Consider the following 15,294-nt stretch of genomic DNA (forward strand, 5'->3'; position numbering starts at 1 on the left):
TGTGGGGTTCTTTTAATCAAATGAAAAACATTCAAGGTTAATAGGTTTATTTAACTTTGGGAGAGGGTCCGGTAAATTGAGTAGACATTGCTTTTGACCATTCCACTTAACTTCCATCGTTAAGCCCGGCCTGATACCGGTTAGCCATGCATAACCATTATCACTTATGATACCAGTATTTTGCCCAGAATTATTAATTACAACTGCTCCAAATGGAGGGAAAGTGCCAGATCTTAATCTAATTTTAACCATGGCTTTCTCACCAGCTATAATACCAAACTTTCTATAACCTATTGCTCCTTCCGTAAGGGTGTCTTCTACAATTGATTTAGTAACATTAATGTTATCAGGCAATTCATTTATATCTATGCTCACTCTATTACGATAATAACTGTCTACATCAGCCACAACAGCTTTACCGAAAAAATTAGTTATTGTAGGGTTACCGTAGCCGCTTACATGCAGCCCGCTGACACCATCAGTGTCAACCATAATTCGAGTCCCACCAAGATTATTTACTCGATGTAGTGCTGCACCTTTTATTGTTGCTGTAACTCCACCTTGTATACTCATACCAACCGAACTATATTCACCCTGTTGATAACTAGCATTTGCATTAAGCAGGCCCTCACTGCCTTCATGAGTATAAAATGCATTTCCATTAAAATTGTTATAAGAATTACTACCTACTTTGACACTATAGCTATTAATATTGTCTATTTTTTTTGAGTAGCCAATAGAATTGCTGATTCCTTGTCTATCTAATGAGTTATCGTAGCTAAAAGTTGTGTTGTATTTCCATGGAATGCTAACGCTTAATAAAATCCCATCATCACGACGCCCAGAAGTTTTTGTTCGAAAACCTGAAATATTAAAGCTTAGATTTTTTAATCCAAAAAAATCAAAATACTTTGAAATCGAAACGTTGTAGTTGTCTCTTGGAGGTGAATTCCAAAAAGTTTGATGGCTATAGTTTATAAAAGATGATAACCCACCACTTTGAAAGTATCGGCTTAATGATACGTTATATAACTCTTTTTTATTACTGATATTTAAACCATTGAATCGAGCATCTAAATATTGAGACATACTCATAAAATTTTGTTGTGCAAAGCGATAACCGGCAAAAGTTATTTGACTATTATAGTCCTCAAAACGTTTTGAATAATTTAAACGAAACGATTTACCTTTTAAAATACCTTCTGACGGTAATACAGCATACGATTGAGTCATATCGAAAGACAAGGCTCCCAAGAGTTGTAAATCACGACCTATACCAAGTGCTATCGAACTATAATCTTGTTTAGCAGCCAGGGAACCGCCGTATAAAGACCAGTTATTATTCAATCCCCAAGAGAACTCACCGGAAAAAAAATCCGGACCTTTCATTTCACGCCTGTAGTTGGCTGCCTTACCTAAAGCAAGTTTGTAACGTATCTGCCCTGGGCGTGTAAGGTACGGTACATTCGAACTGTTAACTTGAAAGGTATGAACTGAACCATCCTGCTCTTCAACTTTTACGTCCAAAGTACCAGTTGATGATGAATCTAAATTTTGAATACTAAATGGTCCAGCGGGCACAGTGTCTTGATATATTATACGACCTAGCTGGCTTACAGTTATTTTTGCATTCGTCTTTGCAATACCAGTTATACGAGGAGCATATCCTCTAAGGTTTGGTGGCAGCATTTTTTCATCAGAAGATATGCTAATCCCTAGAAAGTTAAAAGTATCAAATATGGCTGAAGCAAGATAGCTTTCACCCAAAACAACTTTAGCACCTAAATTAGGTATTGGCCGAAAAGCATAGAATCTATTCCAGCTAAATTCAGAAGATCTGTATTTTGAACTATCATAATAGTTACCCTGCCATTCAGTTCTTATACGCCAAGATCCTAAATTTAATCCATTTGTACCATATCCAGATAATGAACGTGAAGTATTTTCATTAACAGGGTTGTCAACATTTGTGTTGATATTGTAATCCATCATTATTCCAGAGACTCCGTCATCCCAAACTGATGGCGGATCCCAGCCTTCAGAACTATATTCTAGGTAAGCTTGCGGAATAACAATATATAGTTCAAAATTTGATAAATCTCCATGTGCACTCATTCCTTTAATAGATTTAATATTGAGACAACGGTACCCTTTACTGAAATCTGTTTTTTTTATTATATTCTTTTTTAGCCCTAAAATTTTAAGCATCCCTCGAGTAATACAAGCATGACTTTCTTGAGGATTATCATTTGAACTGTAAAATATAACATCTTGCTCAGGTGATTTTTTTTTACCATTAAGGTTAAGACTCATTTTATAAGTCCCTGGCATAATATATCCCGAACGCGAAAACCTACTCAAATCAACATTTTTTCTATCATTTACATCTAAAACATCAGCATTAAACTCAATCGCCATAACTAATTTCGGCAATAAAAAAAAGGTTAAAAGTAATTTATTAAATTTTTTATGGTAGGTTGGGTAACAATTTATTCTACTTGTTAACTTCATACTAAAAACCTGTTAGATAACATCCTGAATTGTAAATTCGATACTCGATTATTCTTCTAAAGCGAACATTCCTCACAGGTTGATACTGAATATCCCACCTAGCTATTTTTATCGCAGGTGTATTTAATTTTGCTTTTATTATTTAAAAAATTATTATTTTAATGTCTATTTGATTATCATTATTTAAAATTTGTCAAATATGGATATAACCCGAAAGGACACAACCGGTGCCGGAAGTGTCACTGTTGTTTCAGATCACTTACTCATGTAAGTAATCGTAAAAATTGGATGCCTTGGCGATTATTGATATGAAAGAATAAAATTGGCAACAGAACTAAATTCACCAGGAACAATTGTTGATGTTCCATCCTTTGATGCTGGATCGCCAACTAAATAAGCAGCAAAATTCATCGTAGCATTACTATTTTGCAACATTAATCCTGGTGTTGGTTGCCCAAGCTTTATGTCCTGACCACCTTCCGTACTCAAAACAATAGATGCTCCCGAAGCGCTGCCAGTTAATGCTAGATTATTAGGGTTTGCTGTTGACTTCTGACCGGTAAACGTAGCTGTTACCGTTTTATTAGTCAACGATGATACATCGCAGTTTTCAAGCTTAATAGCAAAATATGTTGGTTTGGATTTTCCACCATTCAAAAGAGATTTATTGGCTATTTGCCCTAGGGAAACCGTTTGGTCAGCGCTTTCTGGAGCAATAGAACACGGAGCGTCTATGATAGTGCCTGTGAAAGTTACTTTACCTTGACCTTGGTCTGCCGCATGTGCTGCATTCGTAATCATATACAACGCAATAGGTAAAATAGTTAATTTAAATTTCATATAAAAGCCTCGCTTTTGGTTGGGTTATATAAAACGTGTAACCTCCTTTAATTAGATACTTCAATGCGCTGACTTTCAACAACTCTAGTCATCTAGTTTTATTTCTTTGCCTTTCTTTTAATCCTACTAAATACTTAATTATGGTAAAATGGCATCATTATTAACTTGAAGCAATTGTCGTTGCTTTTGCTCAAATTGGATCCGAACCGGTATCTTCGTCTTAGCTAAATGCTAAAACCGGACAAGGAAGTCATGTTTGAATCACTAAAAATAAAAGCTGGATAAAAATTAATTAAAATAAATTTGAAATTAAACTCAATTTATGGAAAATCATCATAGTTATAGGTTATATGAATAATTAAATTGACTGGTGCTTTTTATATGATTTTATATTTTTTCAAAATTCATAAAAGCATTCAAGTAAATCTTATTACTCATGATAATATTCCTAATATGTGATAATTATTTTTAAATTTATTAACTTAGTTTTCCGGAGGGTAATTATATGAAATTAGTTATTTTCACTAAAAAAAACTCATTAATTTTTTTAACCTTATTGGTCATTACTTTTTTTGAATGTAATGCGTTCGCTGCAATAGCTTTAGACAGAACACGTATAATTTTTGATGGAAATAGTAAATCAATGAGTTTAACCATTACTAATGAAAATAAAGATCTGCCTTTTTTGGCGCAAGGTTGGATTGAAGATGAAAAAGGAAAAAAAATCAACAATCCGATTCTTGTCCTCCCCCCTCTGCAGCGCTTAGAGCCCGGCGAAAGTTCTCAAATTGCACTTCAAACCACTTCTGACATAAATGAAAATCCAAAAGATAAAGAAAGTTTGTACTATTTTAACTTGAGAGAAATCCCTCCCAAAAGCGATAAAATCAATTCATTACAGATTGCCCTCCAAACTCGTATTAAGTTGTTTTATCGCCCTGCTGAGTTGATAGCTAAATCAGAGAAGCTAACCAACATACTCAAAGAGGAGGTGGTATTGAGGAAGATAAAAAGTGGTTATCAATTTCGCAATCCAACGCCTTTTTATGTTACTTTGAGTGCTGCTGCTTCATCGATTAATGGAAAAACCATTAATAGTTTTTATCCTACGATGATCCCCCCCCGTGAAACGGTAGACCTCAAGATTAGCGCTGGCGTTCTTGGGGATCAACCAGTATTAAGCTACATCAATGACTATGGTGGTCAACCAAAAATTGTATTTAATTGTGAAAAAGAAATTTGTAGAGTTGTAGAGATCATTGACAAATAACTTTGACGACAGTTCTTTATTCTAATCTTATAAATTTAGCTTCCATGGTGAATATTTTGCTTCTAAATATTTTTTCTCTACCTCGCTATTTTCTGTTTTTCTTCATTTTCTTATCGAAAAATGCCATGGCTATTCAGTGCTTTTTCCCCGACGGTAGCAGCATCAGCAACCAATGGAACAAAATAGTTTCTCTTAACTTACCAAGAGCAATTACTTCGGATAATAAACAAATTTTTATGGATTTGACACTGAAATGTAAGCGGACACTGATTTATGATTATGATGACTATTTGGAACTCAAAGATGTGTTGACTGGCCTTCCTTCTGAATTTCAAACAGGTATCATAATTGACGGTGTAGATTATCCAACCACTATAAAAAATAAAAGAATAATAACTTTTAAACCGGGTCAAACAGATACAAAGATAGTTCATGTTAAGTTTTACTTTACAATGGGAGAAGATCCTGGTCATGTGTTTATACCTAAAGGCAGTATTGCACGGATTGAATATCAATTTTTGGGTTATGCTGGAACGGGTCTTATTGGTGGAGTTGATTTTTATCCAAGCAACAGTGTTATATATACTTCTGGATCTTGCAAAATTAATGGTGGTAGAGATATCAATGTAGATTTCGGGCAAGTTAGTAAACTTTTTTTATCTTCCAACGGCGCTACTAGTAAAATTTTTAAAAGTATTTCAGTCCAATATAGATGCAAAAACCCTTTAACAACACCAATTAAAATTTGGCTTTCGGCTGATAACTCATCTTTTTCTCCCTCGGCAATTAAGACTTCCAATGAAAATATCGGGATTGAGACATACTATAATGGTTCTCTTTTGAAGCCTGGTGATAGCGCCAGAACACATTTAAATAGTGGAATTGGCTTTGCATCTTTACGCTTTGAGCTTGTTAAATCGCAGTTTGGTGAATTGAAAACTGGTCCTTTTAAAAGTTCGGCCGTACTTGTTATGAGTCTCGATTAATCATGACTTATTTAGTAATCAGTTTAAAATTGCATTTTTAATAAATGGCTTTCATCGTTCGCGACTACAAAGGTTGCTCATTCTGACCTTACGTCCTGAAAACAGTGCCAGACTAAACTGAAGTTTCCGGTCTTTCTTCCATGTCAAAGAGGGACACATTGCTATGAAAAAACCCGCTAAACCGAAGAACAGATTGCGTTTGCGCTAAAAACGCCCCCGCATGTATGTCAGTGCAGTACATCGCCAGCAACGTCAGGTTCTGACCCATATTGATCATTGCTGGAGTAGGAGTTTCGTGTCGGACAATCTGTTTAACGGACAGCGTTTCCGGGCGCTGACTGTAGTCGATAATTTTATTTAGGAGTGACTGGTGATCCATGCTGGAAAGTCACTGAAAGGTGAGGATGCGGTCGCTGTAATGAAGGGTTGCGGGTGCTGGGTAAGCGCCTGCCACAGATAACGGCAGCGAGTTTATCTCAAAAAGTCTGGATAAATGGGCGTATGAACACGGAGTGACCATGGACTTCTCGCGCCCAGGAAAACCGATAGATAATCCTTTTATTGAATCATTTAACGGCAGTCTGCGGGATGAGTGTCTGAACATTTACTGGTTACTGTCAATGGAACATGCGCAGGAGAAACTCGACAACTGGCGCAGAGAATACAATCATGAGAGAACGCATTCATCATTAAATGACATGACTCCGGCTGAATTTATCCAAAGTCTCTAGAAAGTCGATGATCTCTGATTAAGCACTGCATTGTTTTTGGGGGAAAGTCACAGTTGCTGTTTGCTTGCGTATGATTATTCTCATCCCGTTCTTACGATTGCTTGCTGATGAGTACGAGCGCGAACAGCCTGAACGACTAAAGCGCATGACACGTAAACAACGGAGTGTGATGACGCTGCCGTGCAGCTGAAAGTGGGCAGTGGTCAGATACTGACAGGCAACGCTACGTGAATTCTGTATAACCCGCAGGGGTTCTGTGCGCCAGTTTTCACGTAGCGCGCCCGGTGCTTAACGGGCTTCAGGTCCAGAGGGGACGCAGGTGAGGTGCCGGTGCGTAACCGGGTAAGTGGCGGGATGTATTATTTAACATAAATAGCATTATGCGCACTAATAATGTAACGGATAAATTCAGATGTCCGCCTCTGGCTATATTGAGATGTCCGCATTATCGTCCTTTTTCCAGGGTTTCCCGGCTGAGGACGCAACTGATGACGGCTTACGGTTCGGAGTGCTTTACGATGAATGAAGTTAACCGCCTCAAGATCCTGCAGGACGTCATTGATGGCCGGCTTACAACCTCGCTTGCATCACAACGACTTGGCATAACGGAGCGGCACTGTCGGCGTCTGTTAGCGCATTATCGCGAGTCCGGGCCGCTGGCTCTGGCGAACCGCCGCCGGGGATTGCGTGGTAATCGCCAGCTTCTTCCGGGCCTTGATGAACTTGCTCTGGGCATCATCCTTGATAACTATGCCGACTTTGGTCCCACGCTCGCCTGCTAGAAGCTGGCCGAACTCCATGACGTTGTGCTGGCCAAAGAGACCGTGCGTCAGCTGATGGTTCGAGCGGGACTTTGGATCCCCCGGAAAATGCGTGCGCCAAGGATCCAGCAGCCACGATATCGTCGCGCCTGCGTTAGCGAACTTATACAGATTGACGGCTGCGATCATCGCTGGTTTGAGGAGCGCGGCCCCGCCTGCACGCTGCTGGTCTATGTTGACGACGCAACCAGCCGCCTGATGCAGCTCCACTTCGTAAAATCTGAGTCCACGTTCACCTATTTTGACGCCACCCGCGGCTATCTGGAGCAGCACGGTAAACCGCTGGCATTCTACAGCGACAAGGCCAGCGTGTTTCGCATTAACAACAAAAATGCGGTTGGCGGTGACGGCCAGACGCAGTTCGGGCGTGCGATGAACGAGCTCAACATCACGGGCATCTGCGCCAACACCAGTTCTGCCAAAGGCCGTGTCGAACGCGCCAATCTGGCGCTGCAGGACCGGCTGGTTAAGGAGATGCGGCTGGAGAACATCACCGGCATTGATAACGCCAACGCCTGGATTGAAACGTTCATCAGCGACTTCAACCGCCGCTTTGCCAGACCGGCAAAATACCCCAAAAACCTGCACCGCACCGTCTCAGAAAGCAGCCCGGAGCTGGATGACATATTTGCCTGGCAGACGCTGCTTACGCTCTCAAAATCACTGACTTTTCAGTACGATAAGATTTTGTATCTGGGTGAACCCACTGAGGAAAACTCACGCATAGCCGGAGAAAAAATCCTGGCGTTTGACTACCCGGACGGCACGCTGTCATTCCGCTACGGCAGCAGAACGCTGGAATATCAGGTGTTCGATAAGCTGGACTGCATCAGTCAGGGACGTATTGTTGACAATAAAAGGCTTGGGGCGGTGCTGAAGCTGGCGCAGGAAAAGCAAGACGAACTGGAAGCCGCAGGAAAAAGAGAACGCAGTCGTCATATGCCCAAAAGACGGGCGCAGATTCAGGCACAGCTCAGGGCAATTAATCCGGTTCTGGCTGAACCATCACTGTTTAAATCCAGCCTGAAAAAATGAGCTAACTACCCTTTTCTCTTCATCAGAAGGTGACATTTAAAAATGGTAAATCAGGGTGACATTATCAATGTGCATAGACAATGCGTGTAGCAGCTAAACTGAGATGTCCGTCTGGGAGATGCGGATATGGCCGCTTGGTTACCTGCTGAGGAACCTGTTATGACGGCTTCTGGTGCGGTGTTTTTCACATTGAATGAAGTTAACCGGCTTAAAATTCTTCACGCAGGATATTTTACAAAAAAGGAAGGTAACAAAACCGACTATAACCACCAAAGTGTGAAATAACACATGACCGCTGGAGCGCTGACTGGGCAAACGAAATTCCCTGTTTAACTAATTCAAGTAAGCACAAAACTCGCGGAGCGAGTGCTGATTCCTGTGTTCATCAGTAGTAAACAGGATTAAGCTGCACCAATGACTGACCATATAAAATAGCCCGGATATCCGGGCATTGTGTGTTACTTCAGAATGTTATAGCGGTAAAGTAGCTTGCCAAAATCCTGCCTCATGCTGATGACTAGCAGTATGTGAACTGCGCTGCCGTCAAAATCATAAAGTACGCGGTATTCACCATCCACATCCAGTCTTTCCCGCAACAACAGCCCCCTGTCAGCCAGGTGAACGTTATAACGGTATCTTTCCGGGTCCTGAATGATTTTTGCTACAGATTCCATCAACAGGTCATCGACGAAGGTGGCCGCCTTTTGTGCCCCTACTGTCCCACTTTTATAGGACTCAATGTCTTTAAGGCACTGCTCTGCCAGAGGCGAGATTAAGACCTGATACTTCTGAGACACTCAACACCTCATATTCAGTTTCTGGCCGCACGTAATCTCCCCAGCACATCTTCAGGAGTCATGCCCTTGCCGTCAGTAATTTCTTTTTTCGCCTGCATGGCAAGCTTAAAAAGCGCGTTAATGTTTCTTTCCTGCTCCAGCTCTTTTAATTCAACCTGTCTTTCAGCTGCGGTCTGGATGAACAGTTCAGCAACACCATTTTTGGTAACGTACACGCCGCCTTCGAACGTTCCTGCATTGCCGAGACTGTCTCGGGCAAGTTTCTGGGACATGGTTTGTGACATAGAGGGACCTCATACACGTATAGCAGGACAAGTTGTGCCCTTAAAATTTTTAAAAAGCCTCACAGAACTGCTCGGCTGAACGACACGGAGTGCCACTGTTTGGAGTGGGCAACTGAGAGTATAATCCGTGTGGAACAATTGTGTACAGATTTATCCGCTGAGATAATTGAACTCTTCTCTGAGTGGTGCTGTGCTGATAGCATTTTTTGGCTAAAAAAAACTGACCACATTGCCGATGAATATATGTACTTTAAAAAAGGAGGCCTTATGTTTTTAAAGGCATTATTTTCAGCAATTTTAATTAAAGGCGTCTGTTATTCTGCAGGTGCCAAAGCCAGTGATGATGGGTGGCTGCTGGTGCCAAACTCAGATAGAAACGATTTTAAAATCATATGCAGTGAAGGAAAAAAATTCATCTGGGGGGTTTTTCCAAGGAACGGTACATCAGATTATCAGGTTGCCCGAAATATTTATATCGGTCATACATCTGATGGCAGAACTGTTTTGAGTTTCATGCGTGGGTTCATTAACGCGGATAAACAAACAACCTATATTCCGGCCCCTAATGTCAGCTGTGAAATTACAGAAAAATAAGTTTATATATCATAGGACACTTTAAAGTTGTGGGTGTTCGCTTGGTAAGTAATCTCATTTCAAGTGATCTACAGTTCATGAATCAGCCGCCATGTGCAGAGAAACAAGCACGTCCTTGATGGCTATCCGGTAACGTTTTTCATAATGAAGTGCACGTCCAGGTATTCATACTAGAGTGCCTGGACGCCCCCGCCCTGCCCGCCTTTTTCAGTTTATCCTTTACCGGCAGAGGGTTAGCTTCTATGACTGCACGCGAAACGGTGCTGAGGGCCTGCTTTTTATTTCCGGCCGACCAGGTTATTCTCCCTATACGGGAGAAAAGCCGGAAAACCGATCCCGTGAGGATCCGGCGCGGATCGAGTTATTCTCATCGAAAACCCTTTACAGATGCGAGAAAATACTTCCCCCCCCCGCAGACAACTGAGATTAAAAGTTTGGGTACTTTGCCCCGCGAAATTCCGCAGATTTCACACAGCGACGCCAGTGGTCACAATCTGACCAGTCTGGGCGCCGCACGCTATTTTGACTACGAAAGTGCGGTCGCGCTACGCAATCTGGAGATAGCCTTATGGCACGGACATGCCGCGCTACCTGCTGGCACCGGAAGTGGCCGTGTTGCTCTCAAAGGTGACCGATCTCCGCAAACGCCTGTTCATTGATGCCATGTGGAACACCGGCGGGCGCCTCAATGAGATCCTGCCCCTCACCCGGGGAGACTTTGTGCTGGACGATCCGATAACGGGTACACCCCTCACCTCGCTGTTTGTGGTGCTGCGCACGCTCAAGCAGCGCAGGCTGGAAGAATCTGCCGGCAACCGGTCCCGTCGCCGCGGGTGCCCGACAGAGCAGCAGGCTGAGCAGGAAGCGCAGGCGGATATTCGCTATAACCCACCGTGGGCCGTCCCGCTCACCGATCCGGCCTCCGTTCAGCGGCTGAGGGAATAGTTTGCGAACGTGTAACTCACCGCCGGCGCAAGGCTCTGGGATATCCGGAGGGAAGCCACCGCCCGCAGCTGGATAAGTCACGCGCTAAAGGACGCAAAGCATGACGGTGTCACTTTCTCGATCCGGTCAGCCACGCCCAGGACGTTCCGGGATTCGTTTACGATGCACCTGGTTTAGCACCTGGTACCGCAGAAGGTCATTCAGACCCTGATGGGCCATAAGGACGCGAAGTCGACCGAATGGGTATACGCGGGTGTTTGCGCTGGACGTGACGCAGCAGCTCGGCGTGCGGTTCACCATGGATGCCGATGAGGCCGGGCGGCTGTTAATGCGGTTATGATCGGTGGCGGGCGATTCCTGCTGCCTGAATGACCGGAGAAGCCTTTCCGGTACAAACCAGCTATTGCCACATGCGCGCGGGCCGGCGACATACAGTTTGTTTCGCGTTGACGGCGGCAGGTCACTCTGAAGGCTGCGGGTGATAAACGGCGAGTGCGAGTTGCCCAGCACAATGGCTCTTCAAAGATCGGGGCGCGACGAAATATAGCTGCTGTTCGTGGCCACAAAAAGCTGTAACTGCCGTTCAGGTGCCAGCGTGTTCACAAGCTTTTTCATGTTCACATGACTGAGGCGATTCTCCAGTTCCTCTGACAAAAGGGCATCTGGCTCTCTTTACTGTTCACGCCGGCGCAGGGCGAACTCCGTTTTAATGAAGCATGCCTGCCTTCGCCGCGATTGCGAACAGAAATACCGTCTTCAGTAATATCCAGACTGGCTTCGAGACGCGAATGCGGGCCCAATCGGATCCCGAACTGGCAGGTTTAGAGACCGTCATTAACGCCGGACAGATGCTCTTCATGAAAAAGGTTTTCTGTTGACGCTAGGTATCCTCCGGCCTGTATCTTTCAGCCAACGGAACGTTAATGCTGAAGAGCGCGCGGGTATACTCCTGCGCGGCATGGTCACTGTCAATTCGGGCGCTGTCCAGATGCATATGATGAGCATATCGGCAGATCCCGGCATAGGGACGACCAGAGAATGTCATGTATTTCACAGCATAATATTCAAACGGAAACTTTGTCGTATCCTGTTCCAGAATGTGCATTATATCCTGACCATATTTATCCAGCATTGGCGCAATATACATTCTAAGTCTGTATTCATCTCTCTGCATAAGATTCGATTAGAATTACCTGTATCGCTGAGGAAGACGTCTGCGATGAGTCCGGACAGAAAATCGGCGCGACGCACACCGGCCTGAAACGCCAGTACAGCATGACGGGAAATCAGTGATTCTATCCGGTGTCAGCTTCCACTTAAGGCAACATCCAGCGCAAGCAGAACCGGGCTTTTACCCGACTCATTGTACCAATCAGCACGCTTTTGCCACGCTGGAAATTCAGCTGGAGAGAGTGAAATTTCCTGAAGTTCCTTAGCATAAGATGAGTGATCACGGGTATCCTTTCTCCTGCAATCCAGTCAGAACGTTATTGTCAGCAACCCTCAGACCATCCGTACTCAGCCGATAGTGAATCAGGCCCGATCGCTTCTGTTCCTTGATGTCATCGCTGGGGCTTTTACTGTGCATTCGGGATGAAGATCTACCGGGTTCAATTCATATCGTCTTTCTTGATACACCTGATTGCAGTAATGCGATGCTCAGCCAGATTTAATAGCAACTGTAAAAAGCGGAAGAAATAAAGGAATGAATGAGACGCGGGCTTGGATTCTGGTCTGAGGGAGAGACGCCCAGAACCGGGTGATCCAGCCTGTATGCCTTAAATCAGCGAGAATACCCGCTTCTTCAGCAACTCAGGCGAGCTGGAATAGTATCCACATCCTGATGAACTTATGCCTGATGATATTCCCGGCTCTCTGGTCACTGACAAAAAGCCGACTTAATGTCGGCATTAACAGATAAAAAAAGGTGGGAATTTCAGGCTGAAATAATCTTAATTTATTCAATTAAATCAGTTTGTTAAAAAAATATCACTCTGGGTAAAACATTATTATGAACTCCTGATACTTTCTCACAGAAGCATCGACAGTAGGTCTGATCACTGGTCGTTCACAGACTTAATCATTATGCGATCAATGACGCTCCGGACGGCGGCATCAAGCTCAGCCTGAAAGGTCGCAGAAAGACGGGAGAATTCGTAAGTGACAAGACGTTTATCAGCATCGGTTTTTTTTCGGGCAAACTGCTTTTTATCTGTAAACTCCGCCAGCTTCTCTGTCACGATTTTTTTGCTGCCCGCCGCTTTGCGGGGTCCTTCGCTTTCAGCACGAAAATAGCTGATTATCCGGTTCTTATAAGCGGGCTCGGCAATATCATGAGATACACCTTCTTCCATCCGGCTGCGAACGCAACCGACTAAGGCGTCAGTGGTGATTTGTCTTGCCCGTGCTTTTTCCGTCACCTCCAGCAGGACCCGGTAGTCACTGATAGAAAGCTCGCTGACAGAGGGGAAAACCGCGATGATTTCATCTGGCACAGCGGCAGCCTGAAAAGCCCGGGTTACCTTGGCGGCAGACAGCCCTTCTGCGGCAGCTATCTCTGACTGATTCATGTCTTCCGGATACATGAGTCTGAGGCGTTTTCCGAGTTCACGCAGCGTATGCTCTTTTGCTGTCTGAATGTCCACAGCCAGTTGTCTGGCATCAGAGAGAGACAAGGCATCACGCGTCACCAGCACCTCAAATGCGGTTCCGTTGTAAATGCAGGCGGCACGACGTCGTGAACCATCCAGTATCTCAGTTCGACCATTAACCTCACGTCCGATGGCAGGAAAGAACTGCTGGAGCCGGATGGTCCGGGAAATATCACTGACCGATTCACGCGTCAGAAATGCCTGATCACGGCCGTTTACCGTGGCATCAACGAACGTCTGCGTTTCGATGTCGTCATGCAGTACCTTGGTCAGGACAAACCGGGCCTGAGCACCGGACTTGAGGGTAAACACACGCTCACTGTCTGACTCGTTCATCATTTTTGAAAAACTGGAATTACCCAGTTGCCGGCCCAGTTTGACCATTTCCTTTTTCATTTCACACCTCTGATGAATTCAATCCTTTTAAACACGGCCTGAGTAAAACGCTCCGCCTCACGCTTCGCTTTCTTGAGCGCCTCGGCGCTTCCCGGATAGGAACTGGGATCTGCACTCACAATGGTGTCGAAGCTTTCGCCGCAGCGCTCAAACCCGTCAAGCCTGGGCAATGTCGCGTCAAGAATGTAAGAGGTAAAAACATCACGAGCGAGGCCGTGTGTCATTTCATGATCCCGCTTTGAGGTCATTTTCGACATAAAGCCAATATTTCCCTTTATCTGCGGCGTGATGCCCTCTTCTTCAAGCTGCTCAATCATCTCAGGCAGGCGGGTGAGGTACTTAAGGGTAGAGTGAAAATCGACCTGTGCGGGCGGTGTGGGCGTGAGCAGCAGGTCACTCGCGGCGAGTGCATTCAACATAAAAGCATCGAGATGAGGACCAGTATCAATAAAGATAAAATCGTAATCAGAACCGACACGATCAATAATCGTCCGGCGTAACACTTCTGAGGGAAGCCTGTCAGGCAAATGCTCCCTGACGAGATCATTCCACTGACTTGCGATAAAACCATCATCAATAGAAGCAGGAATTACATCAACACCGGGGATAATGGTCGGTTTAATGATGTCCTCTCTGAGCTGGGCAGCATCCAGATCGTTAAGCATTGCCTGTGCAGCAGTTTCCATTATGGAACCAATGCTGTTTTCCTGGCTGAGAAACATTGTACTCGAGGCCTGGGGATCGAGATCAACAACAAGAATACGAAGATCGTGCTGAAGAAGATCCTGATGAACCCGCAGGCCGTGCGCCAGAGTCACCGTACTGACGGTTTTCGATACCCCGCCTTTCAGGTTCACAACAAAAATAACAAAAGGCCCATCCCCCGCGTGCACATCACGATATTTTGGCACTTTACGGTGAGCATAGATATCGACAACGTCCTGGATGGTCAGGGCGTAATGCCGGGTGTTACCGGCATCTTTTTTACCAAAAACATGTCCCTGCGATTCCATTTCTTCAATGGCCTGCTCAACGGCACGGCGGCTGAGTTTCGGAAGGTTAGCCACAGAATTGCGCGTGAACGTCTGATAGTACTGATCAAGACCAAACTCATTTCTTCTGACTGAAATATCGTCGCTCATGCTGCGCAGCATCGCGCTCGCTCTGCGGGCCGTCTCGTCCACGCCACCGTAATGACTTTTCATTTAACCGTTCCGTTGTCAATTTTGAAACTGATTGTACATCTGAAAAATGTCAGATCAACTTATTTCGTCAAAACATAAAAATGTTGTACAAACTGAGAATATGCTAACTGACAGTTTTCTTTAGTCTGTCATTCAAAAGTTATCCATGTAATGCAGAATTTTAAAACAGCTTTCATAAGTAAAATGCAAACTGACAAACACCTACCCTTAGTTAATAATTATTTATGA

11 protein-coding genes and 2 pseudogenes are annotated in these 15,294 nt (G+C 44.1%); 7 read left to right on the top strand and 6 right to left on the bottom strand.

All coding sequences use genetic code 11. From position 1 onward, the window contains the following. Positions 1–12: 12 nt before the first annotated feature. Positions 13–2,511 carry a fimbria/pilus outer membrane usher protein gene (locus DFO57_RS20940; protein WP_110015664.1) on the bottom strand — a complete coding sequence of 833 codons (2,499 nt, stop codon included), beginning with the start codon at positions 2,509–2,511 and terminating at the stop codon, positions 13–15. Positions 2,512–2,811: 300 nt separating this feature from the next. Then, positions 2,812–3,351, bottom strand: a complete 540-nt coding sequence (locus DFO57_RS20945; RefSeq protein ID WP_110015665.1) for a fimbrial protein — start codon at positions 3,349–3,351, stop codon at positions 2,812–2,814. A gap of 505 nt (positions 3,352–3,856) precedes the next feature. Here DFO57_RS20945 and DFO57_RS20950 point away from each other — a divergent pair. From DFO57_RS20950 to DFO57_RS22690, 5 genes and pseudogenes are all read left to right on the top strand, one after another. Next, entirely contained in the window at positions 3,857–4,621 is a 765-nt protein-coding gene (locus tag DFO57_RS20950; RefSeq protein WP_110015666.1) for a fimbria/pilus periplasmic chaperone, read from the top strand. A 125-nt stretch (positions 4,622–4,746) separates the two neighbouring features. Continuing rightward, complete coding sequence (locus DFO57_RS20955; protein WP_158279695.1) at positions 4,747–5,607, top strand: fimbrial protein; 861 nt, start codon at positions 4,747–4,749, stop codon at positions 5,605–5,607. A gap of 208 nt (positions 5,608–5,815) precedes the next feature. Beyond that, positions 5,816–6,338: pseudogene (locus DFO57_RS22955) on the top strand (integrase core domain-containing protein); the annotation flags it as partial. A gap of 518 nt (positions 6,339–6,856) precedes the next feature. After that, positions 6,857–8,194, top strand: a pseudogene (locus DFO57_RS20970) (ISNCY family transposase). Between the two features lie 126 nt (positions 8,195–8,320). Then, a complete protein-coding gene (locus DFO57_RS22690; protein WP_158279697.1) occupies positions 8,321–8,479 on the top strand; it encodes a hypothetical protein in 159 nt (52 codons plus the stop codon). A gap of 173 nt (positions 8,480–8,652) precedes the next feature. Here DFO57_RS22690 and DFO57_RS20975 read toward each other — a convergent pair whose 3' ends face one another. Both DFO57_RS20975 and DFO57_RS20980 read right to left on the bottom strand, forming a co-directional pair. Further along, positions 8,653–8,991, bottom strand: coding sequence for a type II toxin-antitoxin system RelE/ParE family toxin (locus DFO57_RS20975; protein ID WP_110015670.1), 339 nt, complete (start codon positions 8,989–8,991; stop codon positions 8,653–8,655). Positions 8,992–9,005: 14 nt separating this feature from the next. Further along, positions 9,006–9,275, bottom strand: coding sequence for a hypothetical protein (locus tag DFO57_RS20980; RefSeq protein ID WP_110015671.1), 270 nt, complete (start codon positions 9,273–9,275; stop codon positions 9,006–9,008). Between the two features lie 99 nt (positions 9,276–9,374). On the opposite strand from DFO57_RS20980, the gene DFO57_RS20985 reads away from it, so the two are divergent. After that, the gene (locus DFO57_RS20985) at positions 9,375–9,869 is read left to right on the top strand and encodes a hypothetical protein (protein ID WP_146206693.1); all 495 of its coding nucleotides are present in this window, start codon (positions 9,375–9,377) and stop codon (positions 9,867–9,869) included. 579 nt (positions 9,870–10,448) lie between these two features. Beyond that, a complete protein-coding gene (locus DFO57_RS22960) occupies positions 10,449–10,814 on the top strand; it encodes a site-specific integrase (protein ID WP_233255876.1) in 366 nt (121 codons plus the stop codon). Between the two features lie 2,057 nt (positions 10,815–12,871). Here DFO57_RS22960 and DFO57_RS21000 read toward each other — a convergent pair. Beyond that, entirely contained in the window at positions 12,872–13,861 is a 990-nt protein-coding gene (locus DFO57_RS21000; RefSeq protein WP_110015673.1) for a ParB family protein, read from the bottom strand. Further along, entirely contained in the window at positions 13,858–15,066 is a 1,209-nt protein-coding gene (locus DFO57_RS21005) for an AAA family ATPase (protein ID WP_110015674.1), read from the bottom strand. The genes DFO57_RS21000 and DFO57_RS21005 overlap by 4 nt, the downstream gene beginning before the upstream one ends. Between the last annotated feature and the right edge of the window lie 228 nt (positions 15,067–15,294).

Source organism: Pantoea sp. AG702, assembly GCF_003182295.1.
In the GTDB taxonomy this organism is placed as follows: domain Bacteria; phylum Pseudomonadota; class Gammaproteobacteria; order Enterobacterales; family Enterobacteriaceae; genus Pantoea; species Pantoea ananatis.